Raw genomic sequence first — 22,036 nt, 5'->3', positions numbered from 1 at the left:
ATGCGGCACGCCTTCGGCCTCAGTATTCCGCAGACCGTCCCGGACGCCTGCGATCCCGCGCGGATGGCCCTGCTCATCTATGACATGCAGGTCGGCATCGTGCGCCAGATCCCGGACGGCGACAAGATCGTGCGCGCGTGCGTCCAACTGCGCGATGCCGCGCGGGCGGGCGGGTTCCGGGTGTTCTACACCCGCCACATGTCGCTGCCGATCGCCGCGTCGGGCGTCGCCCAACTGCGCACCGCCATGCAGTGGCAGCGCGTGGACGACCCCGCTGAGCTGATTTCCAGCTTCCCGCAGGGCTCGCCGCAGTTCCAGCTGGTGCCCGAGTTGGCCCCCGGCCCCGACGAGGTGGTGTTCGACAAGATCACCATGTCCGCCTTCGCCGCGACCCCACTCGACATCGCGTTGCGCGACTGCGGAATCGACACGTTCGCCGTCGCGGGCATCGCCATGGAGGTGGGCATCGAGCCGACCGTCCGGCACAGTGTGGATTTGGGCTACTTGCCGATCGTGGTAGCCGACGCCTGTGGGGCGGGCCATCCTGATGCCGCCGAAAGATCCCACGCCGCACTGGAATTCACTGGAGGATCGCTTACGACCGACACGGCGACCTTGAACGGCCTGATGAGCCGGGGCGCACCGTGAGACGATCCATCGCATAGCGATTCAGCAGAAGCTCCCGGCAGCTGCTGGCGTCGCCCGGCGACTGCTAGCTGTCGCGGGTCATGCCGTTGGTGACGCGGTGGCGAAGGTGGTGAGCTGAGGGCGGTTCTTTCGGCGGCAGGATGTGAAGCGCCAACTACCACGTCCGCCCTTGTCGAAAGAACCGCCGTGAATCACCGTAATGCCCCACTGACCGTGGAGCGGGCGCTGCCGCTTGGTGCAGCGTTGTTCGGCGAACTGCCACGATCTCGACCGGGTCGATCTCGGCTGTCGGCGCGGTGCGCAAGAACGGTCCAGCAGGCCCAAGGCCGTCGCTCCCACGAAGAGACGCACTCGGGCAGGCTATGCGTTTCTGCGCACCGCGATCGACGGTTACTCGCGGCTGGCCTATACCGAGGCGCTGCCCGACGAGAAAAGCCGTCACCCCGGCGGAAATTCGGTAGAGGGACGGCATCTCATCATGAAGCGAAACATATTGGGCGGCACGATTGTTTGTGAGCTCACAATGGTGGCAATATCCGGAACGGCCGGGCATGCGAATGCCAGCTGGGCTTGTGGAGGAGGCTGCGAGGGAAGTTATTACCGCCAGGTGGGCACCGGACGGTACGAATTCAGGATCGAGGACAGCAAAAAGGACGGGTATGGCGTCATGGGCTACATCCGCAAAAAGTCCAACGGAGATACGGAGGAGAAGTACGTCGGGGGTGGCGCTGGTGATTCCATGACCGTTGTCCGTGAGTATTCGGCCGGTTACTATGCTTTCCGGCTGTGCACGGTCGATGGCGGGGACCACGTGAAAATCGATTGCACCGACTGGGTGGACGTCGGATAACGACTTCGGTGTCGCACGGTGATGCTGGTAGTTCGAGTCTACGCCGCACCGAAAGATCCGAACCGAGAACGGGTCTGCTCACCGAGTGAGAAAATCAATCTCTGCGAACCCGATGCCACGGTCATCGCCCCGCCACTCCTCGGGCAGCTATGTCTGCGGCACGCGCGAGCATACCGCTGCGCTACCAACCGGACGTTTCGAAGGCCCGCTGGTTGACCGAGCGCGGTGATTCGTGGACACCACTGCGCTCGCTAGGGCCCAGCGGGTTCGCGCGGTACGCCAGGTTGTTCCATCCCGCTGACCCTGATGAAGATCCGGCCGATCCTGATCCATTGGTGTATCGCGAAGGAAACCTCGAACCCGAATCACTCCACAGCGCGTGTCCAGCATTCTCGCCGGGTACACGGTCAATCGCGCGTGGCCTTGCCGCCATCCGGGGCTACTGCGAACCATGTCCCGCCGACGCCCTGCCCGAGCAGATCCCCCGGCTTCTTGTCCTTGGAGAAGTAGTACACCGGCCAACCTGCGATGGTGATTTGGCATGTACCGTCGGGACGTTCGATGAACCCGACGAGCTGAGGGTCGACTCCCGCTGCGTAGACCGATTGGTCCCGGGCCACGATCAGCGGCGGCCACGTCACGGCACACGGCCCGGCGCAGTTGGACACCGACGGCTTCGCGGTGTCCTTGTCGAACCGGTACAGCGCCCGGCCCGACCCGTCCGACACATACTGTCCGACACTCGGATTGTCGGTCACATTGAGCTGCACCACATTCGCGGTCCCGGCCGGTGCTGCGCCGCCGTAGATCTTCAGCCAGCCCTGCGTTTTCGCCACTGCGGAGGCCTGTCCCGCAGCGGTTGCCAGCGTAGCGGTGGACGTGGTGGACGATGCCGCCTGCGACGTCGACGCGGCCGCCGGCTCTGGCCGGCCATCTTTGTCGCCACCACAGGCGCTCAGCAGGCCTGCAAGAACGACCGCGGCCGCCGCGGCCGGTACAGCGGCACGCTGGAATCGATTGGCTGAGCTCATGTTTCGTACCCTTCGTCACTGTTCGATGAGCGCACATTGCATCTCGTCACCCGTATTACGAACTGCTGCGGCCACCGGTTCACTCGGTCGCCACCGTTGCGGTGTGCGCTCCGTCATACTCGCTGTGGCAATGGGCTGGTTCCTCGGCGGCAACCCATCGACCAGGTGATCCGGCAGCCGGGGGGACGGTGAACTTCGGACGGGCATGCCTGCGTCGCTGCGAGGCGTGAATCTGATCTGCTGGCCGCATTTCTGCTGAATCGGTGCCCACTTTCCAGGGGGAACCTCACGCTCGCTGGGCTTGCCCACCTGGAGCGACAAGATCGTCGGGGAAGTGGTGCGCCTGCTGTTGGAAGCGTACTACGAACCGACGTTCTCCGATCGGTTCCACGGGTTCCGTCCGGCGAAAGACTTATCGGGTGCGGGTTTCGAGGCGTCCGTTCCTCCGACACTCTCACCTGCGCTGACACCGCTGTTGTCGTCGACCGGGGGTGGTGTCTCGGCGGGCCGGGTGGATGTGGAAGGCGGTGGGGTGGTGCTGGGTGGGGCGAAGACCGGTTGTGGATGGGTGGGTTTCGACCACGGGGTGCTGCCCGCGGTGGCAGCGGGAGCTACGCGTTCGGCCGGGAGGACGGAGTCCTCGGGTAAGGGAGCGGCAGGAACGGGGACGGGGGCAGCATCACGCTTCCGACGCGTGCGGGTCGGGCGACCGGGCAAGGCGGTTCCCGGGGCAGGTGTGGAGGATGCCGGTTGTTGACCGGATTCGGGCGCCGACCGGAGGAATTGGTCTTCCTCTGCGGTCGCAGGAGTGGCTGCGGATGCGTCGTCTCCGGCATCGGGGATCGGTTCGGTCGCGGCGACAGCGGCGGCAGATACAGAAAGTGGTGCCTGTGAGTGCCCGGTTCCGGAGTCGGCGGAGGTCTGGTTGGCGGGCGTTTGGCCGGCTGCGGCAGGGAGGGTGTTCACACCGGGGGTGCGATGGTGGTCGACCGGTTCCGGAGTCGCAGGCATGGTCGGTTGGTGTACGGTCCAGGGATGTCGCGGCTGATCTGCGGCGGCCGCCGCACCGGTGCCTTCGCCTGCCGTAGCCGGCGCAGCAGTCTCGGGCCCGGCGCCGCCGGTTGGGTGCGTGCCTGTCTCGGGTGCAGGGTCGGCGCTAACAGGATCGCGGTGAGTAGCAGCGAGAGCGGCGGCGGTGGGTGGTCCGGGGGTGGGAGCCGCGGGGGTTACCTGGTGTCCGGTCGACACCCCGATGAGACCATCCGGCATCGTCAGGGCAGGAGGCAGTGGTCCGAAATCGAATGGGGTCGGCGGCGTTGCCGCAGGGGCGTCGAATTCGATGCGTGCCAGTTTCTCGACGAACCGCCGATGGTGTTCGCCGATATCATCACCGAGTGCGGCGAGCCGGTCGGCGCGGCGCAACACCTCCTCCGGATTGATGTGCATCGAGGTGCGGGAATCCGGCACGCCGAGGATGTCTTGGGCGATGTCGAAGACACTCGCGTTGAGGTCGGCGATCAGCTGTTTGATGGCATCCTCGAATTGCATGATGGCCTGTTCGATGATCTTTCCGAAGATGTACTCGGTGACAGTGTCTTGCACCGCGGTGACGATCCGGCGCACCGCCATCGCGACCAGCGGCTGCATGGCGGCGCCCACACCGGTGAACAACAGTGCACCGGCCGCCCCTGCCAGTGCGACGAGTTCGGCGATGGCGACCACCTTCAAGGCGGCGATCATCCCGGCGGCCATGTCCATGGCGTCGGCGACCGCAGGGCCCGCGACCGCAAGCGTTTCCATGTGGGATTTGTCCAAGCGCGCCCACGATGCCACCAGTGCCTGATAGGAGTAGCCGGAGAAATCATTGCCGAGTGCCGTGATCTCGGTGCCTGCCTCACCGAGCGTGGCTTCCACATCGGAGACGAAGGTTCGGACATGCTCGGCTATCTCGCGGACACTGTCTTCATCCACGTTGATCCACGGGATTCCGAGAAAATTGAGGAATACCCCAACCTCTGTCGGTAGCACCACACCCATGAAACCCAACCAACCGGCCGCAACATTCAATGGTCTGAGGACCTGCCGTGAGTAAACACGCTCACGATGCTCGACGCGACGCCTGGTGGTGAGAATTGACCATCAGTTGATGTGGGCCGGGCCGCTCATCGGTCCGGTGTGTCGTCTCCTGCGCGCAGGGTGGCGGTGACGAGCCGGAATGGGGCCGGGCCTGCGGGGTTCAGCAGGATGTCGACGCCGTCGGGGATGATCTCGGGCAGTTTCGCGCCTGCTACCGAGCGCCAGCGCGGCACCAGCGCGCCCTGCTTGTGCCGCTCGGCGGTGACGACGAGCACGCACGGCGCTCCGTCCGGTGCCCGGCTGAGCACCGGCCGGTCCTTGTCGTCGCAGGCGATGTGCAGCATCGAATCCCGTATTCTACCGATAAGATCGTCGGCGAGCTGCTGTCCCTCCGCGATCAGGTGCAGTACGGCGTCGGTCGGGTCGGTCGGCGCGTCTGGATCCTTCGGAATGTAATACGGATTCGGCTGGAAGGGTCCGACGCCGCCGTCCTCGTCCACCATCCAGCCGCCCACGATGACTTCTGCGGGCGGTTCGGACCATGGGGTGACCGACGTCCACGACGGATCGAGGATCACGAACCAGTTGTTCTGCCGGATGGCGCCGCGCATCGGCTCGTCCACATGCCTCCCTGCTGCTCATAGCCTATGTCAGCCCAACGGCCTGTCGCGGGCGGGCGCGTAGTAGCGCACGAAGGGGGATCCTCCGTCGTGTGGCATGCCCACCGATAGCTCGGTGCCGTCGTCGCTGCGGTTGAACTGGGTTCGCGCCGCGATCACATCGCGGGTCAGGCCGGACACTCCCGCCACTGCCGCCTCGCCAGTCTGGAATCTCCACCACGAAACCGGGGGCGGATTCCTCTGGTCAGAGTAGCGGACGGTCAGGGTGACGGGCCGGCTCTGGGGCTCTTGCCGGTGGCGGGATACTCATACTTGACCAAGGGAGAGCTGCCGTCCGGGAGCTGGTCGACGGTCAATGCATTCTCGCCGTCGTAGATCAGATCGAAATAGGTGCGGGACGCGTAGATGTCCCGTTTCAGCTCGGGCTGCAGCACCTCGACCGCGCGGCGTGCGACAGAGCCATCGGCGGCTTGGCACGACACCAATACCAGCGGCCCACTTCGGCCCGCCTTTCCCGTCGCGGCAGCGAGGTGCTGGTTGGCCAGCAGCATCCGCCCGTACTCGGCGCCGTCGAGCGCGACTTGGTATTTGCCGCCGTCACCGTCGCGCACCGTCACGTATATGCGGCTCTTCCCGCCATGCGCGACGGCGAAAACCGGCTTGGCGCCGCGCATGGTGTCCGCGGCCCACGGAGCGGTCATCAGGGAGCCGATTTCGGCGCCGGGATTCCACAGCCGGAGGGTTTCGTCGGCGCTCAGATACTCGCCGGACAGCTCGGGCCACTCCCGGTCACGCTCAACGGTCGGAAAAGTGACACCCGCCGGACGCCCGTCCATGTCAATCAGCGCGACGCTTTCGACCTGGGACGGATGGAACTCGATGCGGCGTCGGAGGGAGGGAGTGAAGCCCTCGATGCGCAGATCTCTGAACGTCTTCGCACTATCCGCGTCAAGGTGTTTGAATCTGGGCACGGCCATGCGCAACTCGTTGCCGAGGCCGGTCAGCTGCTTGCGCAACGCCGCCGCCACGTCCTCGACCGGAGGAGTCAGTCGAATGACGAGCCCGGCCGTTGTTGCCGGAATCAAGACGATACCACTTCCGGCACCTTGACATTAATTCGCATTGGCCACACCGGCGTTCATCATCGAGATGGCGCCGCCTACCGGCACTGTAGTCATAATACTCATAATTACGCGTCGCAAAACGAGACACTTTTAGTCAGAGTCGGACTGGATGGGAACCATTGAAACAGACGTAGATAACGAATAGATTAACATGATCGTTTTCTCGGCACATCAATCGAAAACTTTACGATCCCTTGAAGATCCGTCGTCGCGCCGTCGGCTGGAACCGCAATTCCGCAACTGCGGGCAGGCTTCCAGCCAAGCGGTCGATCGGAGCGGCCGGTACGTTCAGCGCACCCATTGTGCAAAGATTTGAGCGAGCGTTGCGAGCACTCGGCCCCTGGGCTCGGGCGGAAGTGGGTCGGCGGGGCCATGGCCTGTGGGATGACAAGCGAAAGGAGCGCCTCACCTCAAGGGATTGAAAAATGAACTCTTCAGCAGGTGCGCGGGCATGCCCGTGAACTGTCGCGGCCATCGGTTCACTCGGTGCGCCGCCCTGCGTGTGCGCTACGTCATAGCTGCGGTGCCCGAGGTACTGCCGGGCAGTCGGCGGCCGTGGGGACAGCTATCCCGTCGAATGTTCACTGCCTGCCGCGCCGCTGCCGGGTGCTGACGTCTGCGTGACACCGAGCGCCCGCAGTTCGCTGATCTGGTCGGCGGCCAGGCGGCCGCGGCGGTAGTCCGCTCGGCATCGGCCGACCAGGCACCGAGCCGGAATCCCTCTGGTGTCGCTAATCTTTGGGGTGGATCGGCATGTCCGTATTCGCGGCGGTAAGCCGCCAAGTCCGCCAGGTGCCATGCCGCAGGTGCTCGCCCCAGGTCTGCACCATCAGGTCGACTCCCGACCCGAACGACAATCCCGCCATCGAAAGCGCCCTCCGTTCCGCACCGCCGGAAGCGTGGCACCGGCTATGGTCCGCAGTCGACGAAGTCCTCACCGAAACCCCGGAATCCCAAGCAACCTGGAGATTCCAGAACTCCGACGGCTCCCTGTCGATGCCCCACGTCGACTACAGCGTCGCCATCTATCGAATGACCAGCGCCCTCTACGACGTCGATGCGATCGTCGGCTGTCCGTGGATGAAATGGGACCTCGTGACCGCCTATCCGGGCGGTCACGGACTGGATGCCGGCCCCGGTCGCCGACGCCGCCCGGATGCTCACTGCCGTGGTCCGCGCCGAGCGCTTCTGCGACGGCGCAATCCTCGCAGCGCTGCGAGACGGCACCTTGCCCGCCGCCCTGCAGCGGCTGCGCATCTGGTATCAGCAGCAGCCGAACCACTGATCCAGCCGCCAGCCACCTCGACCATTCACAGCTTGGAACGACGCTGCTCTCCAGCGATTGCAAGAAGACCGGGACGACACCTGGTAGCAGTGCGGCCGAGCTGCTCTCCGTAGTGCTGCCGCGTCGGCAGGGGATCGGCCCCGTCCCGGCACTCACTTTCCCAGTCGTGGGGGTTGAGAAGTTCCATGGCACTGTTGGCGCAAAACTTCACGGCCTCCGACGGGGGTCACATGTCGATGGGGTTCGTACTGTGGTTTTGCGCATGTCGGTGTTGCGAGGGCGCCGGGGATTCCGGCACATGGGTTCGGTTGCCGCAGCCGCAGTGGTCGCCGTCGCATCGCTGTTCGTCGCGGCCCCACAAGCCAACGCGGAGGCCGTCGTCGAGCGGATCGAGCGCACCTCTGCGCAGCAATGGCAGATGTACGTCCGCTCCCCTGCGATGAAGCGGACCATTCACCTCGACGTGCTGGTGCCGGCGAACCAGGCGCCATCCCGGCCGACCTTGCTACTGCTGGACGGAAACGGGGCGTCGGAAGCCCAGCCGAGAAGCACCTGGACCCTGCGCGGCGGCGCCAAGGAGTTCTTCGCCGACAAGCCGGTCAATGTGGTGATGCCCGTCGGCGGCGGGGGCACCTATTACACCGACTGGTTGAAGGACGACCCCAAGCTCGGGCACCAGAAGTGGGAGACGTTTCTCACCTCGGAGCTGCCGCCGCTGATCGACCGCGAGCTGAAAGGCAACGGGGTCTACGCCGTGGGCGGACTTTCGATGGGAGCGGGAGCGGCGGCCATTCTGGCCGTGCGGCACCCCGACATGTTCCGGGCCCTGGCAGCCTTCAGCGGCTGCTACTCGACCGACGGTCTCGGGCAACTCTCGGTGCGCCCCGTGGTCCAAGCGAAAGGCGGCAACCCGGACAACATGTGGGGTACCGCGGGCAATCCGGAGTGGGACGCGCACGATCCGAGCAAACACCTCGACGCGCTGCGCGGTAAACCGGTCCACCTGTACGCCGCCACCGGCGTGCCCGGCCCCAACGATGCCCCGTTCGACGATAACTGGTCCTGGCCCAACGACCCGCTGCGGGCGAACGAGATCGAACACGTCTCGCATGACTGCACCGTCGCCATCGCGCCCGCGATGAAACTCTTCGGCGCCGACCTCTCGATCGACTACGCCGCCGTCGGCGTCCACTCGTGGCCGTACTGGAAGGCCGCATTGCCCAAATCCTGGCCGACCCTGCAAGCAGGTCTTGGCGTTCGATAGGACTGGAAGCTCTCGTCGGGAGCACCGAATAGTAGGCCACGCCTGGCCCGCCGGCACGTCAGTGCGAGATTCGCGACAGCGGAGCCCAGCACGCTTGACCCCGCCGATATCCGCGCCAGCACAGCGCTCTACGAGACGTTGTACGACTTCCGACCGCCAACAGATCGGCAGCCCGATGGCCCCGGCGTCACCTTCATGAACATCTTCGAGATTTCCCCCGACGCGGTAGACGGTTTCGCCGTCGGATGGAGCGACCGTGCCCGTCTCATGCGGTCGGCTGCCGGTTTCCGCGATGTACGCCTGCACCGCGCGGTTACCCCGGAGGCTCGCTTCCGGCTGATCAACATCGCCCACTGGGACAGCGTGGTGGCTTGGCAAGCCGCCGCGCAGAACTCGACCATAACCGCCGCGACAGACGCGGCTCGCACCCACGCGACGCCCAACACCGCGATCTACGAGGTCGTAGGCGAACTAGCCGGAAGCGCAGGGTTGGTCGATCAGCAGTAAAATTCGGAGCGGCGCTTTCGTGGCGGCGATGGTCCGGCATTGCCTAGGCTCGGCCGCATGCGTAAATGGATAGACCGGGCATTGCTCGGGGCGGGGTGGTGCGCTGTAGCTGTGGGCGCCGTCGGGATCGTGCTGCATTTCGGAGCGTGGGAGCGGCGAGGACTGGTGTTGCTCGCGTCGGGGGCGTCGTACCTGATGATCGCGGCGGTCGTCGGTCTGGTGCTGATGCTGGTCGCGCGCGGGTGGCGCAGTGCGGCCGTGGCCGCAGCGCTGGCCGTTGCGGTGCTGTGGACGTTGGTACCCGCGTTCGTACCGGAAGGGCGTGCCGCGATCGGCCCGCGGATAACGGTCATGCAATCGAATTTGCTGTTCGGCAGGGCGGATCCGGCCGCCGTGGTCCGCGCGGTACGGGACAACCGGGTCGACGTGCTGACCGTGGAGGAGTTGACCGACGCGGCGGTCGAGAGCCTGGCGGGCGCGGGCCTGCTCGACGAGTTGCCCTACCGCTACACCGAACCCGGTGGCGGCGGTGGCGGCACCGGCATCTACAGCCGGTATCCGTTGCGGGACAACAAGAAGTACGACGGCTACATCCTGAACAACGTCTCCGCGACGATGGATCACCCGCAACGCGGGCCGATCACCGTCTTCGCCTTCCATCCGGTTCCGCCGCCGTTCGATTCCCCCGCCTGGACCGCGGAGATGCGCAAGACTCGCGAAATCCTCGACGCGCACCGCGGCCCGGCCATCGTGGGCGCCGACTTCAACGCGACCCGCGATCACACGGCCTACCGCGACCTGCTACGCGGCCGCTTCGTCTCGGCCGCCGACCAGACCGGCGCGGGCCTGCTGCCCACCTATCCGGAAGACCGACGCTGGGGCCCGGTGATCGGCATCGACCACATCCTGCTGGCCGACGCCACCGCCGAAGACCTGCACAGTCTCACCGTCCCCGGTTCCGACCATCGCGCCCTCATCGCCCGAATCCAGCTGCACTGACCGGCGGCTGGCACCTATCGGAGCTCCGGGCGCCAGCTCCGCGAAGCCGGTATGGTGGTCGGCGACAACGTCTTCCATGGGCAGGGGGCGAGCATGGACAACATCGAGCGATTGCTGCTCGGGCTGTCGGCCTATCTCAGCGAGGAGTTCTCGGTAGCCGGCGCCCGCGACGTTCGGCGTCAGCTCGATGCCGTTCGGGACAGGATTCCGTTTCCGCCTCCGGACACGATCGAGCAGAGTCCGTTGCGAAACTTGTTCGACTACCTCGAGCTGAAGAGCCACGACGCCGTCCTCGGGCGAACGCAATGGCTGCGGGGTGAACTGGCCGAAATCGATCGAGAACTGCTATCGGCGTTGGCCGAAACTCAGCGTGGCGACCTGACCGTGAACGATCTTCAAGAGATCGACAGCCTCTTGTGGGATATGCGCGACCGTGTCGACACATTCGAGCTGATGGACGACGGTCGCTGGCCGCTGCAATGCCTCATCGCTTACGTCGACGCGAGGATGAAACGCTGCCTGGAAACGAACTGAAGGCCAGGCCGAGCGTATCGGCCCCGGAGCAGTCCGAGCGCGTCGCGGGCCACGTCCCGAACATGTGTCAGGTTCCCTGATATTCGTTGGTGATGACTACCCCTCATGATTTCGAATTCGAAGAAATCTACCGAGGCAAAGGCGGCCCGTTCGGGCCGGGCGTCAAACCGCCGTGGAGTATCGGAGAGCCACAGCCGGAACTCGCCGCCCTGATCGAGCAGGGCAAATTCCATGGCGATGTCCTCGATGCCGGATGCGGGGAGGCGGCGATATCGCTGTATCTGGCCGAGCGCGGCTTCACCACCGTTGGACTGGATCTGTCGCCGACCGCGGTCGAGCTGGCCCGCGCCGAGGCCGCCAGGCGCGGCCTGGCCAACGCCTCTTTCGAGGTCGCCGACATCACCTCGTTCAGCGGTTATGACGGCCGCTTCGGCACCATCGTCGACAGCACGTTGTTCCATTCGATCCCGGTCGAGTCGCGGGAGGGCTATCAGCGGTCGATCGTGCGCGCCGCCGCGCCGGGCGCGTCGTATTTCGCGCTGGTGTTCGACCGGGCCGCCCTGCCCGAAGCGCCGCAACCGGGGCCTTCGCCGGTCACCGCCGACGAGCTTCACGAGGTGGTGTCGAAGTACTGGGTGATCGATGAGATCAGGCCGGCGCGAATCCATGGCAACCTGCCTGCGGAGTTGCCCGCGGACGTGGGTTTCCGGTTCGAGGGCATGCGCGACGAGCCGGGCGGCCGCAAATCGGTTCCGGCCTGGCTGCTGTCGGCTCATCTGGGCTGATCCGAGGATTTCTTGTGGCACGCTGTGTTTCATGATCGCCTCCCGGCACACCGCAGCTGAATGGGCGTGGCAGCGGCAGAACGTGTGGTCGAAGACCGCCGATAATTTGAAGTCGGGGCAACATCGTGCGCACCGATTGCGCCTAGGGGCAACGGTGATGGGGGCCGGGCTCGCTCTGGCAGGAAGCCAACTGGGGCCGGTGAACGAGCCCGCCGCGGTCACCGCTGCCGTGGCGGGCGCCGTGATGATGGCCGCCGTCGGTGTATCGGGTAGCCGCCACAGTGTTCGCAACGTCCGCGAATGGACCCGAGCGCGGTCGGTATCCGAGGCGATAAAGAGTGAAGTGTATTTGTTCCTGACCTCGGCTGGGGGCTATGCCGGAGACGACCGGGACCAACGGTTGGAAGCCGAAGTGCAACGGCTGGAACGGGAAGCGGGCGATTTGCAGCGCTACACCGATGACGTCACGGCGACGGTACGCCCGCTGCCAGCGGTCGACGACGTGGACTCGTATGTGCGTCTGCGGGTGCGCCGGTCGCAGTTGGAGCACTATTACGAGCCGAGAGCTCGGCTGATGCGCCGGCGCGTGCGGATGTTCAAGGCGATCGAGGTGACGCTGGCGCTGGTGGCCGCGGCGCTCGCTTCCGTCGCCGCGGTGTCGCCGAATATCGGGGCCTGGGCCTCGGTGGCGACGACCGCGGCCGGGACGGTCGCAGCCCATGCCGCCGCCGAACGCTACGAAATGCTGTGGATCGAATACAGCCGCACCGCCGCCGAGCTGCGTCGCCTCGCCGACCAGCGCACCGCCGCCAACGCGACATCTTTGGCCCCGTCGGAATTGATCGTCGAGTGCGAGAACGTCATCTCCGTACAGAATCAGGCGTGGATGGCCAAGTGGGGAGAGGAGAACAGTTCCGGCTCCGGCGGCAACTGACCCGCTGGTCGCTACACCGGAAGGGACCGCAGCGAGCTGAGCGTGCCCGCCAAGGCGCGGGCCGCTTCGGCGCCCTTGGTGAGGAAGTGCTCGGTGAAGTATGTGACGTGCTCGCTGTGCTCGTGGAAGTGGTGCGGCGTGAGCACGACCGAGAACACCGGCACGTCGGTGTCCAGCTGGACCCGCATCAGCCCGTCGATCACCGCCGACGCGACGAAATCGTGCCGGTAGATTCCGCCGTCCACGACCAAGGCGGACGCCACGATCGCCGCGTACCGGCCGGAGTGTGCGAGACGCTTGGCGTGCAGCGGGATCTCGAAGGCGCCCGGCACCTCGTACACGTCGACGGTGGCGGGATCGAAGCCGAGATCGGTGTATTCGGCGAGGAAGCCCTTGTACGCCTTGCCGACGATCGAGCTGTGCCAGCTGGCACGGATGAACGCGATGGATCCGGTAGTTCCCATGCCGGGATACTACTGGCCGGTAACGTGCGCTTCCAGCCAGCCGACCACGTCATCGAGCACCTTCTCCTGCTCGGGCTCGTTGAACACCTCGTGGTAGAGACCTTCGTAGCGAATCACCGTGAGGTCCTTCGCGCCCGCGCCCCGCTCGATGAGATCCGAGCTGGACGGTGCGGCGATCGCGTCGGCGGTGCCGTGCAGCACCAGCAGCGGCACGGTCAGCTTCGCCAGTCGAGTCTTGACCGTGTTGGTCGCGTTCAGCATCTCGGCGCCGGTGCGGGCGGGCAGCATCCCCCGGTAGACCAGCGGATCGTTGTCGTAGGCCGCGACCACCGCCGGATCACGGCTGATCTGCGACGAATCCAGTTTCAGCACACCGAGATTCGGAGTGAACCGGCTCAGTACCGGCGCGAGCATGCGCTGCAGCGGGTTGCCCACCGGAATGTCCAGCGGCGGCGCGGACAGCACGATGCCCGCCACATCGATCGGCGCCCTGGTGGCCAGATACAGGACGATCAGGCTGCCCATCGAATGCGCGAGCAGGAAGCGCGGCACGCCGGGCTGCTCCCGGCCCGCGATGGACAGCATGGCGGCGACGTTGTCGGCCGCGCCCTCCATCGAGCCGATGTTGGCCTTGCCGCCCGCCGACTTGCCGTGGCCGATATGGTCCAGCGCGTAGACCGCGAAACCGGCGCCGACCAGGCGCTGACCGACGTGAGCGTAGCGGCCGGAGTGCTCGGCCACGCCGTGCACCAGGACGATTACGCCACGCGCCGGGCCGTCGGGCAGCCACGCGCGCCATGCCACCCCGCTGCCGACGCCCTCGAACTCGCCCGACTCGGTGCGAATCGCGGGCGCGACGGGCGGCTCGGTCGGCGTGGCGTCGCGCGCCGTCGGCTCGGTCGTCATGCATCGGCTCCTGACGTCAGTGGCACGCTGGTCGCCGCGAAATGCTCGATCAGCCGCCGGTTGAACTCGATGAGTCGAGCGTAGTTGACCCGGGAAAGGCGCTCGTCGGTTCCGTGAATCGAGGCCAGGTCGCCCTCGTTCAGCACGATCGGGGCGAAGTTGCACCGGGTGGCCGCCAGATCGTCGTAGTGCCTGGAGTCGGTCGCGCCCGGAACGATGCCGGTGGTCACCGCTATTCCCGGAACGACGGCGCGAGCGAGGTCCGCGATCACGTCGAACGCGGGACCGGGGCCGGTGATGTGCGAGGGTTCCGCCGACATTCCCACCAATTCGAACCGGATACCCCTGTCCCGCACCACCTTCCGGCAGTGCGCCAGCACCGCCGCCACCGAGTCGCCCGGCAGGATGCGGAAGTTCACCAACGCCTCGGCGTGCTGCGGCAGCACGTTCGCCCGCACCCCGCCGCGGATCACCGTGGGGGCGGCGGTGGTGCGCACCAGTGCCTCGGTCTGCGGCCGGGCCGCCATCACGCGGGTGATCACCGGCGCGGCGACGCCCGCGAGACCGAGCAGGCGCCGGCGCGGCTGCGGCAGGACCTCCCGTAACCTGGCCAGCATGTCCGCGATCACCGGCGTCAGGCGCAGCGGCATCGGATGATCTTGGATCCGGCCCACCGCTCGCGCGATCCGGCCGACCGCGGTCTGCTTGCCCGGCATGGACGAATGCCCGCCCACCTCGGTGACCGACAACCGGACGGTCGCGTAGCCCTTCTCACCGAGCATGATCGTGGCCACCGGTTGCCGCACGCCGTCGACGACGCCCGCGGTGATCACACCGCCTTCGTCGAGCAGTAGGTCGGCGTGCACGCCCGCCTGCCGCAGATGCTCGGCCATGCGCTCGGCGCCGTACCCTCCGAAGACCTCCTCGTCGTGCCCGAACGCCAGATACACCGTGTGCCGGGGCCGCAAGCCCGCCGCGAGGGACGACTCGACCGCCTCCAGGATGGCCAGCACGCGGCTCTTGTCATCGATCGCGCCGCGGCCCCAAATGTATTCGTCGTCGACCACGCCCGCGAACGGCGGATGGGTCCAGCGCGGTGGGTCGTCCACCGGCACCACGTCCTGGTGCGCGAGCAGGATCGCGGCGACCCGGCCGGGTTCGCTGCCCGCCCACCGGTACAGCCTGCTGTGGCCGAACCGTTGGAGTTCGAGTTCGGCGTGCACCCGCGGGAAGGACTGTTCGAGGTGGGCGTCGAGACACTCGAATGCGGCGTTGTCGGCGTCGAGCGGGTCGTCGGTGGACACGGTCGCGCACCGCAGCGCGGCGGCGAGGCGTTCAGCGGTGAGGTCGTCGACGGGTTCCGTCATCGGGCACCGGTCCGATCCGGCACATTCATGGACACCGTTGCATTGTTCAACATGCCGGGATCGAGGGCGATCGTCTTCTCGTTTCGCCACTTCACGATGCCCTCGGTGAGGCCGCCGGTCAGGTCCGGCTGCCGCGTGCCGGTCAACAGCGGCAGCTCGACATTCGCCGCGGCGACGGTGACCGGGGCGAAGGCGGGAGAGTGCGACCACACGTCGTCGACTACGTCGATGATGCGCACGCCGATCCGGTGTCCGGCCGGAATGGGCCAATCCTGGGCGAGCAACCGGACCTCCGCGGTGTCGGAGACGGGGGCGATGCCGCGGGTGATGACGGTGGCGCGTAGGTCGGGCGCGATGTCGTAGAGCTCGACGGCCACGGTCGCGGTGGGCGGGCCGCTCAGGCGCAGTGTCGCGGTCGGGATGCCGGACAGGTGCTGGTCCTGCGCCAGTGGCGCGGACACCGACCAGAACTCGCGGTCGGGTCCGGGAACCAGGCCGCGGTCGGTGTAGCGGCCGGGACGCAGCTCGACCGGGACCCGCTGCGCGTCGGCGGGCGGCCACGCGGTTTCCGCGCGCCAGCGGCCGTCGAACTGGCCGACGGTGATCCGCGGTCCGGGAATCTCGACGTCGCGGCCCGCCACGTGCTTGTCGAAGAATGCGAGCAGTTCGGTGTCGAAGTGCGGCGTGCCGCATTTGTCGTGGCAGGTGCGGTGGCCCCACTGACCGAACCAAGCCCGGTGCGCACCGGGGCCGAGACCGTTCCACAGGTCGAACACCCGGTAGGCCCGGGTGTTGTAGTCGACGAAACCTTGACCGAGAAACAGCGGAATCGTGTTGCCGCGCAGGGGCGCGACGAGATCACGATCCCGCCAGAAGGCGGTACCGGGGTCGTGATCGCCGATTTCGGTCAGGTAGTGCTGATAGCACTGCCACGGCAATTGCGTTGCGTTGGACCGGTACTCGCCGCTGTCCTCCGGCCGCGGCGGCGTGGACGCGATGAGCAGATGTTCCAGACCGGCGGAATCGGCTGGGCGCACGCCGCTCTCGGTGATGGGCTTCCCCGAGAACTTCCAGGAAATGCCCTGCATGTACAGGTACGAGTACGGGTCGACGACCGGCTCGAACGCGGCGACCGCCGCGAGGCCCTCCGGCTTGCCGGCCAGGCCCATCAGCCCGGTCCATCCCTCGTAGGAGACGCCGAACATGCCCACCTTCCCGGTGGACCACGGCTGCCCGGCCGCCCACTCCACCGCGGCCGCGACATCCGCGCGCTCGCCCGGGCCGCCGAAATCCGGGCAGCCGTTGGAGCCGCCGAACCCGCGCAGGTCCACGATGACGTAGGTGTAACCCGCGGCCAGGAACAGGTCGGCGCTGAGGTTGTCGGTGGACGGGCCACCGGTCAGGCGTGGGTCGCTCAGGTACGCCAGATGCGCGCGGTACGGGCTGACGGTGAGGACGACCGGAGTGCGGGTGTCCTCGGATATACCCGCTGGGCGCAGGATGTCGGCGTGCAGCCGGGTGCCGTCCTTGCTGTCGATGAACGCCTGCTTCCACTGGTAGGGCACCCGGAGCGGTTCGGCGTTCGCCGTAACCGGGGTGACGGCTCCGAGCAGGAGCAGCACCCCGCACAGGGCGCGCAGTAGGACGGGTCGTTCGGTCACCATTGGACTATCGAGTTTGCCCGGGCGGTCGTCCAGCCCCCGGAACCGGGGTAGTCGGCCGAGCCGTCGTCCGCGCGCCGAGCGGACGCCATCCTGTGTTCATCCAGCTGGACCAGCATCGGCACCGTGCCAGCGGCGAATGAACTCGGTGCCGGGTCGGTCGACGCCGTCGCGACGGTCACCCTGGCGCTGCTGGCCGCGTTCCTGTTCGCGGTGTCAGCGGCGCTGCAACAGGGCGCGGCGCGGCAGGCGGCCACCGATTCCGGGCAGGGACGGTTCCTGCTGATCGCCACGATCGCCCGCCGTGTGATCACCGACCACCGCTGGCTGGCCGGTCAGGGCGCGAACGTCGCGGGGTTCGCCGTGCACGCGGTCGCGCTGCGTTTCGGCGGCATAGCTGTGGTGCAGGCGCTGCTGGTCGTGCAATTGCTCTTCGCATTGCCGCTGGCAGCCGTGCGGCGTGGTCGCAGGTTGCTCGCGCGGGACCGGGCCGGGACGACGGCGGTGTGCGCGGGCCTGATTCTGCTTGTCGCGCAGGGCGTTTCCGCGCAGTCCGCGGTGAACACCCAGTTTCTGCCGGAGGCGGGCGCCGGTGTGATCGTCACGATCGTCCTGCTGTTCGGTGCGTCCCGATCGGCCCGCGCCAGCATGCCGTCGACCGTCGCCGACCACGGAAACCGTTCCGCGGCCGCACGAGCCGCAGCGCTGGGCCGGAGGCAGGGCGAGCAGTGCACGGACCCCCTTGGCGAGGCCGTGCGGGGAACCGTCGCAGACAACGCCGGAACCGGGCCCGCCGACGGGCTCGCGCGCGGCGCCAGCGGCGGGCACGACCACAGGCGTGCCGCAGGCCGGCGACATGCCGGGACGCTCGCCGGACGGGTCGTCGCCGGGAGCGGCAGGCTAGCGGATCGGCAGTGTCACGCCGGGTGAGGACGGACTGCCGTGCAGGACCAAGTGGCTCGGGACGGCGGCTGCGCGGTCGTCCTTCTTGTCCTCCTTCTTGTCGTCCTTCTTCTTCTCGTTCTTCTTGTCGTCGCCGGAGAGGTCGAAGGCCAGCCGGATGATGCTGGTGCGGCCGGGATCGATCTGGTCGAAGTCATTGCCGGACGGGTCGAGTTCGGCGGTGGCCGCAGCGTCGGGGGCGACGGCGCGGCCGTCGGCGGTGACCAAGCGCTGATCGGCGAAGGTGAAAGCTTGTCTGCCGTCGGACACGTTGGTGACCGTCAGCGTCACGATGGTGTAGGTACCGCCTGTGGTCACCGGACCGGTGGCGTGGGCGTCGGAAACCACATCGGTCACGATGAAAGCGAAGTTCCCGTCGCGCACCCCTCGGTCCGCGTCTGCGGGCTGCGCGCCATCCGAGGTCAGCGGGGGACCGGTCCAGGCCGTCGCGGGTGCCTCGCGTGTGGACGTGTTCGGAACGGGATCCGACCCGATGCCGCCCAGCAGCCACAGTGCCGTCACGGCTACGAGCGCTGCCCCGGCGGCGACCGGTGCCCACCGACGCAGCGCGGCCTTTCCCCGCGAAGCAGCATGCGATTCCGGCGCGGGCGCCGCCGAGGTCGGCGGCAAGTCGGCGATGGTCATGACGCGGGTCGGTGGTCCACCGTGCGATGCCGCGGAGTCCAGGACCGGTGGGGCCGGTTGCACCGGCGCGGGCAGCCCCAAGGCTCCACGCGCCGCCTCGGCGAATTCTCCCGCGCTGGCGTAGCGTGCGCCCGGTTCCTTGGCCATGCCGCGGGCGATGACGCTGTCGAGCGCGGGCGGGACATCGCGGGCAGCCCGCGACGCGCGCGGGGGCGCGGACATCAGGTGTGCACGCATCTGCTGTGCCGGGTCGCAGTCGCCGTAGGGCAGCTGCCCGGTGAGGGTTTCGTAGAGCACGCAGGCCAGCGAATAGACGTCGGATCGGGCATCGACGGTGCCGGTGAAGCGCTCCGGCGCCATGTAGCCCAATGTGCCCACCACCTGCCCCGTGGCGGTGAGCGCGGTGCCATCGGCCGCGCGGGCGATACCGAAGTCGATCAGATACACGAAGCCGCTGGTGTGCTCGAGAATATTGCCCGGCTTCACATCCCGGTGCACAAGCCCTTCCGCATGTGCGGCATCCAGCGCCTCGGCCGCCTGGGAAATGATCTCGACGGCCCGGCCAGGCGCCAGAACACCCGACCGCAGCCGCGTGGCCAGGTCGACTCCCTCGATGTACGCCATCTCCAAGAACAGATGCCCGTCGACCTCGCCGAAAGCACGAATCGGCACGATGTGCGGGTTGCGCACCCTGGCCCCCGACCGCGCTTCCCGCTCGAAGCGCTGCCGATAGCGTGGGTCAGCGGAATACGCCGCAGACAACACCTTCAGTGCAACGGCTCTGCCGGTACGGTCGCGCGCCAACCACACATCCCCCATACCGCCACGACCCAGCAGCCGTTCGAGGGAATAGTTCCCGAACGAACCGCTGGTACTCCGCACGGACATACCCTGACCGTATCGTCCGCGGTTCGCCGCAAAACGACTGGTGCGCCCAACGCTCGGTGTGCGCCGCTCCGAAGGGTGATCGACCGGGACACCGCAGGTCCAGGCCGTGGAATTGCGTGCGCGCCGAGCTATTCGATATAGCTATGGCATGTGCGAACCAGCCAGGGGCGCAATGTAATCAGCCTGTTGTCGCAAGCGGGTCGGCGTATGATCAGGCCAATGCTGAAGCCCGGGGGAAGAATGAGCGAGGCGGTGACCGCGGACTGGGCCGGGTTCGTGCAAGCGCTGGCGCTGTGTCTGTCGGAGCTGCCCTCGCGTGCGACGCTGATCATCGCCGCGCCGGGCAATCGCTTTGTCCAATTCGTTCAGTACGACATCAAACTGTCCGCTGAGCTGGCTGGAAACGATTACTTGAGTCAACCGATACCGGATGCCGCCGCGCAGGAGTTGCGCGCACTCGGCTGGCATGAGCCGCCGCGGCGCGACGCGGGCAACTGGACCAGAACCCTGTTCTGGCCGATCGCGCCGAACAGCCTGCTCGAGTTCGCCCGCTCGGTCGCCGTCGGGCTGCGCGATGCCCTGGGCGTGGCCGATCCCGTGGAACTGCGCGCGATGGGCTGGACCGAGGCGTCCGGTGATCTGGATCTCACCGTGCTCGGGTCGATCGCCCGCCGCGGCTGGAATTGATCGACCCCGCGCTCCCACGGCATAGCCGCGACTACCTGGGCACTATTCTGAGAGACATGGCAGCAGGTAAGCCCACCAAGGAAGCGAAGGCCGCGGCGAAAGCGGCCCGCAAGCAGCAGTCGCGAGAACGCCGCAGGCAACTGTGGCAGGCGTTCCAGATGCAGCGCAAGGAAGACAAGCTGCTGCTGCCACTGATGATCGGCGCCGTGGTCGGCAGCACTGCCGTCGCCGTCGTGATCGGCCTGATCTTCGGGCTGACCTGGTTCCTGGTGCCGCTCGGCGTGGTGCTCGGCGCGCTGGTCGCGTTCATCATCTTCGGCCGCCGGGTGCAGAAGAGCGTCTACCGCAAGGCCGAGGGCCAGGCGGGCGCCGCGGCCTGGGTGCTGGACAACTTGCAGGGCAAGTGGCGGGTGAGCAACGGCGTCGCCGCCACCACACAGCTGGACGCGGTGCACCGCGTGATCGGCCTGCCGGGCGTGGTGCTGGTCGCCGAGGGCGCGCCGCAGCGGGTGAAATCGCTGCTGGCCCAGGAGAAGAAGCGCACCGCCCGGCTGATCGGCGACACCCCGATCTACGACGTCATCATCGGCAACGACGAGGGCCAGGTTCCGATCAAGGACCTGCAGCGCTACCTGACCAAGCTGCCCCGCAATATCGACACCAAGCGCATGGATCTCATCGAAGGCCGGCTGTCCGCGCTCAGCGCACGCAGCGGGCCCGCGCTGCCGAAGGGCCCGATGCCCGCCGGCGCCAAGATGCGCGGCGTGCAGCGGACCATCCGTCGGCGCTGACCGGCTTACCGAAGCTTCTCACCGCCTCTTATATCCCGGGCCTACGGTCGTTCGTGCGTGTACGGTTGCCGCCTCGAGCACGGTTGAGCAGCCACACGACCCGGTCGTAGGCGAGGACGTGATAGACGATCACCAGCACCGCGAGCGCCAGACCCCATCCCGGCAGACCGGCCGACTGCAGCGCGAGCGCCCCGCCGCCGAGCACCGAGAACTCGATCACTAGGCGCGTCGAGCCGGACACGGCAACCTTCGGCCGCCCGCCACGGCTCGGGTCGCCAGGCACCGAGAAGGCCGCCCACACGACTGCCGCAACTAGCGGCAGCGCCACCGCCAGCAGAAACTTCCACAGCCCTTCGAACGCGCACCAGCCGAAGACGCCGAAGGAAGCCACGGCAACGAGCTCGAGCAGGAATCGGACAGCGAGCATCACCGGATTCAAAGACACCGGCGCAGCCTATCGGCGTGACCCGGTGGCGGGTGGGTCCGATGCCGGGCGGCTCAGCGGGAATGCACCAGTGCCGTACCGGTCGCCCGGTCGTGCATACCGCGGCCGTCGGCGTCGGTGAACAGCGCCGGCACCACGAACAGCAGCAGCACCTGCCTGGCGAGCGCACGGACGAAGCCGACCGGCGCCGGCGCGTCGATGCGTACGGTCCGCAGTCGCAGGAAGTACTGCCCCGGCGTGAAGCCGAACAGGGTCACCGCGCCGACGCCGATGACGAACCAGATCAGCAGCGTCAGGCTCGACGCCGACGTGCTGCGCGCGATGAGCGCGGCGATGCCGAGCGCGATCATCCAGTCCACGAACAGGGCGGCGATCCGGCGGCCCATCCCCGCCAGCGAGCCCGCTCCCGTCTTCGGGAGGCCGAGGTGTTCACCAGGGAACTCGTGGGTTGCCGGATCGCCGGGGTCGGCCGGAGGTCCGGAGAGCCAGGAGCCGGTGATGCGTGCCATGGACCCCAGAATAGGCGCGCGCGATCGGCTGCCCGATTTCGCATAAGCGGAGTTCAGGTCGGCGCGCGAGGCAC

At 67.2% G+C, this 22,036-nt stretch carries 24 protein-coding genes and 1 pseudogene; 13 read left to right on the top strand and 12 right to left on the bottom strand.

Annotation, left to right across the window (positions count from 1 at the left end; genetic code table 11):
- Both AB0M45_RS22170 and AB0M45_RS22165 read left to right on the top strand, forming a co-directional pair.
- Nucleotides 1–648: a cysteine hydrolase gene (locus tag AB0M45_RS22170; protein ID WP_364332393.1), complete on the top strand. Its 648-nt coding sequence runs from the start codon at nt 1–3 to the stop codon at nt 646–648.
- A gap of 232 nt (nt 649–880) precedes the next feature.
- The gene (locus AB0M45_RS22165) at nt 881–1,498 is read left to right on the top strand and encodes a hypothetical protein (protein ID WP_364332402.1); all 618 of its coding nucleotides are present in this window, start codon (nt 881–883) and stop codon (nt 1,496–1,498) included.
- 407 nt (nt 1,499–1,905) lie between these two features.
- On the opposite strand, the gene AB0M45_RS22160 is transcribed toward AB0M45_RS22165, so the two are convergent.
- From AB0M45_RS22160 to AB0M45_RS22140, 5 genes are all read right to left on the bottom strand, one after another.
- Nucleotides 1,906–2,529: a hypothetical protein gene (locus AB0M45_RS22160; protein WP_364332189.1), complete on the bottom strand. Its 624-nt coding sequence runs from the start codon at nt 2,527–2,529 to the stop codon at nt 1,906–1,908.
- Nucleotides 2,530–2,889: 360 nt separating this feature from the next.
- Nucleotides 2,890–4,500: a hypothetical protein gene (locus AB0M45_RS22155; protein WP_364332186.1), complete on the bottom strand. Its 1,611-nt coding sequence runs from the start codon at nt 4,498–4,500 to the stop codon at nt 2,890–2,892.
- A gap of 191 nt (nt 4,501–4,691) precedes the next feature.
- Nucleotides 4,692–5,228, bottom strand: a complete 537-nt coding sequence (locus AB0M45_RS22150) for a type VII secretion system-associated protein (protein ID WP_364332183.1) — start codon at nt 5,226–5,228, stop codon at nt 4,692–4,694.
- 27 nt (nt 5,229–5,255) lie between these two features.
- Nucleotides 5,256–5,414 (bottom strand): hypothetical protein, encoded by a 159-nt coding sequence (locus AB0M45_RS22145; RefSeq protein WP_364332180.1) that lies wholly within the window; start codon nt 5,412–5,414, stop codon nt 5,256–5,258.
- 71 nt (nt 5,415–5,485) lie between these two features.
- Nucleotides 5,486–6,310, bottom strand: coding sequence for a hypothetical protein (locus AB0M45_RS22140; protein ID WP_364332177.1), 825 nt, complete (start codon nt 6,308–6,310; stop codon nt 5,486–5,488).
- A gap of 792 nt (nt 6,311–7,102) precedes the next feature.
- Here AB0M45_RS22140 and AB0M45_RS22135 point away from each other — a divergent pair.
- The 8 genes and pseudogenes from AB0M45_RS22135 to AB0M45_RS22100 all read left to right on the top strand — a co-directional run.
- Nucleotides 7,103–7,429: pseudogene (locus AB0M45_RS22135) on the top strand (DUF6508 domain-containing protein); the annotation flags it as partial.
- Nucleotides 7,430–7,475: 46 nt separating this feature from the next.
- Entirely contained in the window at nt 7,476–7,634 is a 159-nt protein-coding gene (locus AB0M45_RS22130) for a DUF6508 domain-containing protein (RefSeq protein WP_364332174.1), read from the top strand.
- Between the two features lie 298 nt (nt 7,635–7,932).
- A complete protein-coding gene (locus tag AB0M45_RS22125) occupies nt 7,933–8,898 on the top strand; it encodes an alpha/beta hydrolase family protein (protein ID WP_364332171.1) in 966 nt (321 codons plus the stop codon).
- 195 nt (nt 8,899–9,093) lie between these two features.
- Nucleotides 9,094–9,405: an antibiotic biosynthesis monooxygenase gene (locus AB0M45_RS22120; protein WP_364332168.1), complete on the top strand. Its 312-nt coding sequence runs from the start codon at nt 9,094–9,096 to the stop codon at nt 9,403–9,405.
- 57 nt (nt 9,406–9,462) lie between these two features.
- Nucleotides 9,463–10,404, top strand: coding sequence for an endonuclease/exonuclease/phosphatase family protein (locus AB0M45_RS22115; RefSeq protein WP_364332165.1), 942 nt, complete (start codon nt 9,463–9,465; stop codon nt 10,402–10,404).
- 111 nt (nt 10,405–10,515) lie between these two features.
- Complete coding sequence (locus tag AB0M45_RS22110; protein ID WP_364332162.1) at nt 10,516–10,938, top strand: hypothetical protein; 423 nt, start codon at nt 10,516–10,518, stop codon at nt 10,936–10,938.
- 92 nt (nt 10,939–11,030) lie between these two features.
- A complete protein-coding gene (locus AB0M45_RS22105; RefSeq protein ID WP_364332159.1) occupies nt 11,031–11,723 on the top strand; it encodes a class I SAM-dependent methyltransferase in 693 nt (230 codons plus the stop codon).
- Between the two features lie 31 nt (nt 11,724–11,754).
- Nucleotides 11,755–12,657 (top strand): DUF4231 domain-containing protein, encoded by a 903-nt coding sequence (locus AB0M45_RS22100; protein ID WP_364332156.1) that lies wholly within the window; start codon nt 11,755–11,757, stop codon nt 12,655–12,657.
- Nucleotides 12,658–12,668: 11 nt separating this feature from the next.
- Here AB0M45_RS22100 and AB0M45_RS22095 read toward each other — a convergent pair whose 3' ends face one another.
- The 4 genes from AB0M45_RS22095 to AB0M45_RS22080 are packed head-to-tail and all read right to left on the bottom strand — an operon-like array spanning nt 12,669 to nt 17,058.
- Nucleotides 12,669–13,121, bottom strand: a complete 453-nt coding sequence (locus AB0M45_RS22095) for a 6,7-dimethyl-8-ribityllumazine synthase (protein WP_364332153.1) — start codon at nt 13,119–13,121, stop codon at nt 12,669–12,671.
- A 9-nt stretch (nt 13,122–13,130) separates the two neighbouring features.
- Nucleotides 13,131–14,027: a lysophospholipase gene (locus tag AB0M45_RS22090; RefSeq protein ID WP_364332150.1), complete on the bottom strand. Its 897-nt coding sequence runs from the start codon at nt 14,025–14,027 to the stop codon at nt 13,131–13,133.
- On the bottom strand, nt 14,024–15,394 hold the full coding sequence (locus AB0M45_RS22085) for a M20/M25/M40 family metallo-hydrolase (RefSeq protein ID WP_364332142.1): 1,371 nt from the start codon (nt 15,392–15,394) through the stop codon (nt 14,024–14,026). The genes AB0M45_RS22090 and AB0M45_RS22085 overlap by 4 nt, the downstream gene beginning before the upstream one ends.
- Nucleotides 15,391–17,058, bottom strand: coding sequence for a CocE/NonD family hydrolase (locus AB0M45_RS22080; RefSeq protein ID WP_364332139.1), 1,668 nt, complete (start codon nt 17,056–17,058; stop codon nt 15,391–15,393). The genes AB0M45_RS22085 and AB0M45_RS22080 overlap by 4 nt, the downstream gene beginning before the upstream one ends.
- Before the next feature lie 123 nt (nt 17,059–17,181).
- Between AB0M45_RS22080 and AB0M45_RS22075 the strand changes: the two genes are divergently transcribed.
- The gene (locus AB0M45_RS22075; RefSeq protein ID WP_364332136.1) at nt 17,182–17,985 is read left to right on the top strand and encodes a DMT family transporter; all 804 of its coding nucleotides are present in this window, start codon (nt 17,182–17,184) and stop codon (nt 17,983–17,985) included.
- Here the strand turns inward: AB0M45_RS22075 and AB0M45_RS22070 are convergent.
- Nucleotides 17,956–19,530 (bottom strand): serine/threonine-protein kinase, encoded by a 1,575-nt coding sequence (locus AB0M45_RS22070; RefSeq protein ID WP_364332133.1) that lies wholly within the window; start codon nt 19,528–19,530, stop codon nt 17,956–17,958. The two genes, AB0M45_RS22075 and AB0M45_RS22070, sit on opposite strands and share 30 nt — an antisense overlap.
- 219 nt (nt 19,531–19,749) lie before the next feature.
- Between AB0M45_RS22070 and AB0M45_RS22065 the strand changes: the two genes are divergently transcribed.
- Complete coding sequence (locus tag AB0M45_RS22065) at nt 19,750–20,217, top strand: hypothetical protein (protein ID WP_364332131.1); 468 nt, start codon at nt 19,750–19,752, stop codon at nt 20,215–20,217.
- Nucleotides 20,218–20,273: 56 nt separating this feature from the next.
- Nucleotides 20,274–21,008, top strand: a complete 735-nt coding sequence (locus tag AB0M45_RS22060; RefSeq protein ID WP_364332128.1) for a DUF4191 domain-containing protein — start codon at nt 20,274–20,276, stop codon at nt 21,006–21,008.
- Between the two features lie 28 nt (nt 21,009–21,036).
- Here AB0M45_RS22060 and AB0M45_RS22055 read toward each other — a convergent pair whose 3' ends face one another.
- The gene (locus tag AB0M45_RS22055) at nt 21,037–21,453 is read right to left on the bottom strand and encodes a YrdB family protein (RefSeq protein ID WP_364332125.1); all 417 of its coding nucleotides are present in this window, start codon (nt 21,451–21,453) and stop codon (nt 21,037–21,039) included.
- A 53-nt stretch (nt 21,454–21,506) separates the two neighbouring features.
- Nucleotides 21,507–21,962 (bottom strand): RDD family protein, encoded by a 456-nt coding sequence (locus tag AB0M45_RS22050; protein ID WP_364332122.1) that lies wholly within the window; start codon nt 21,960–21,962, stop codon nt 21,507–21,509.
- Nucleotides 21,963–22,036 lie beyond the last annotated feature (74 nt).

The organism is Nocardia sp. NPDC051787 (genome assembly GCF_040681325.1).
In the GTDB taxonomy this organism is placed as follows: domain Bacteria; phylum Actinomycetota; class Actinomycetes; order Mycobacteriales; family Mycobacteriaceae; genus Nocardia.
Note: the sequence above shows the minus strand (reverse complement) of the source record. Positions and strands in the feature narration are given on the sequence as shown.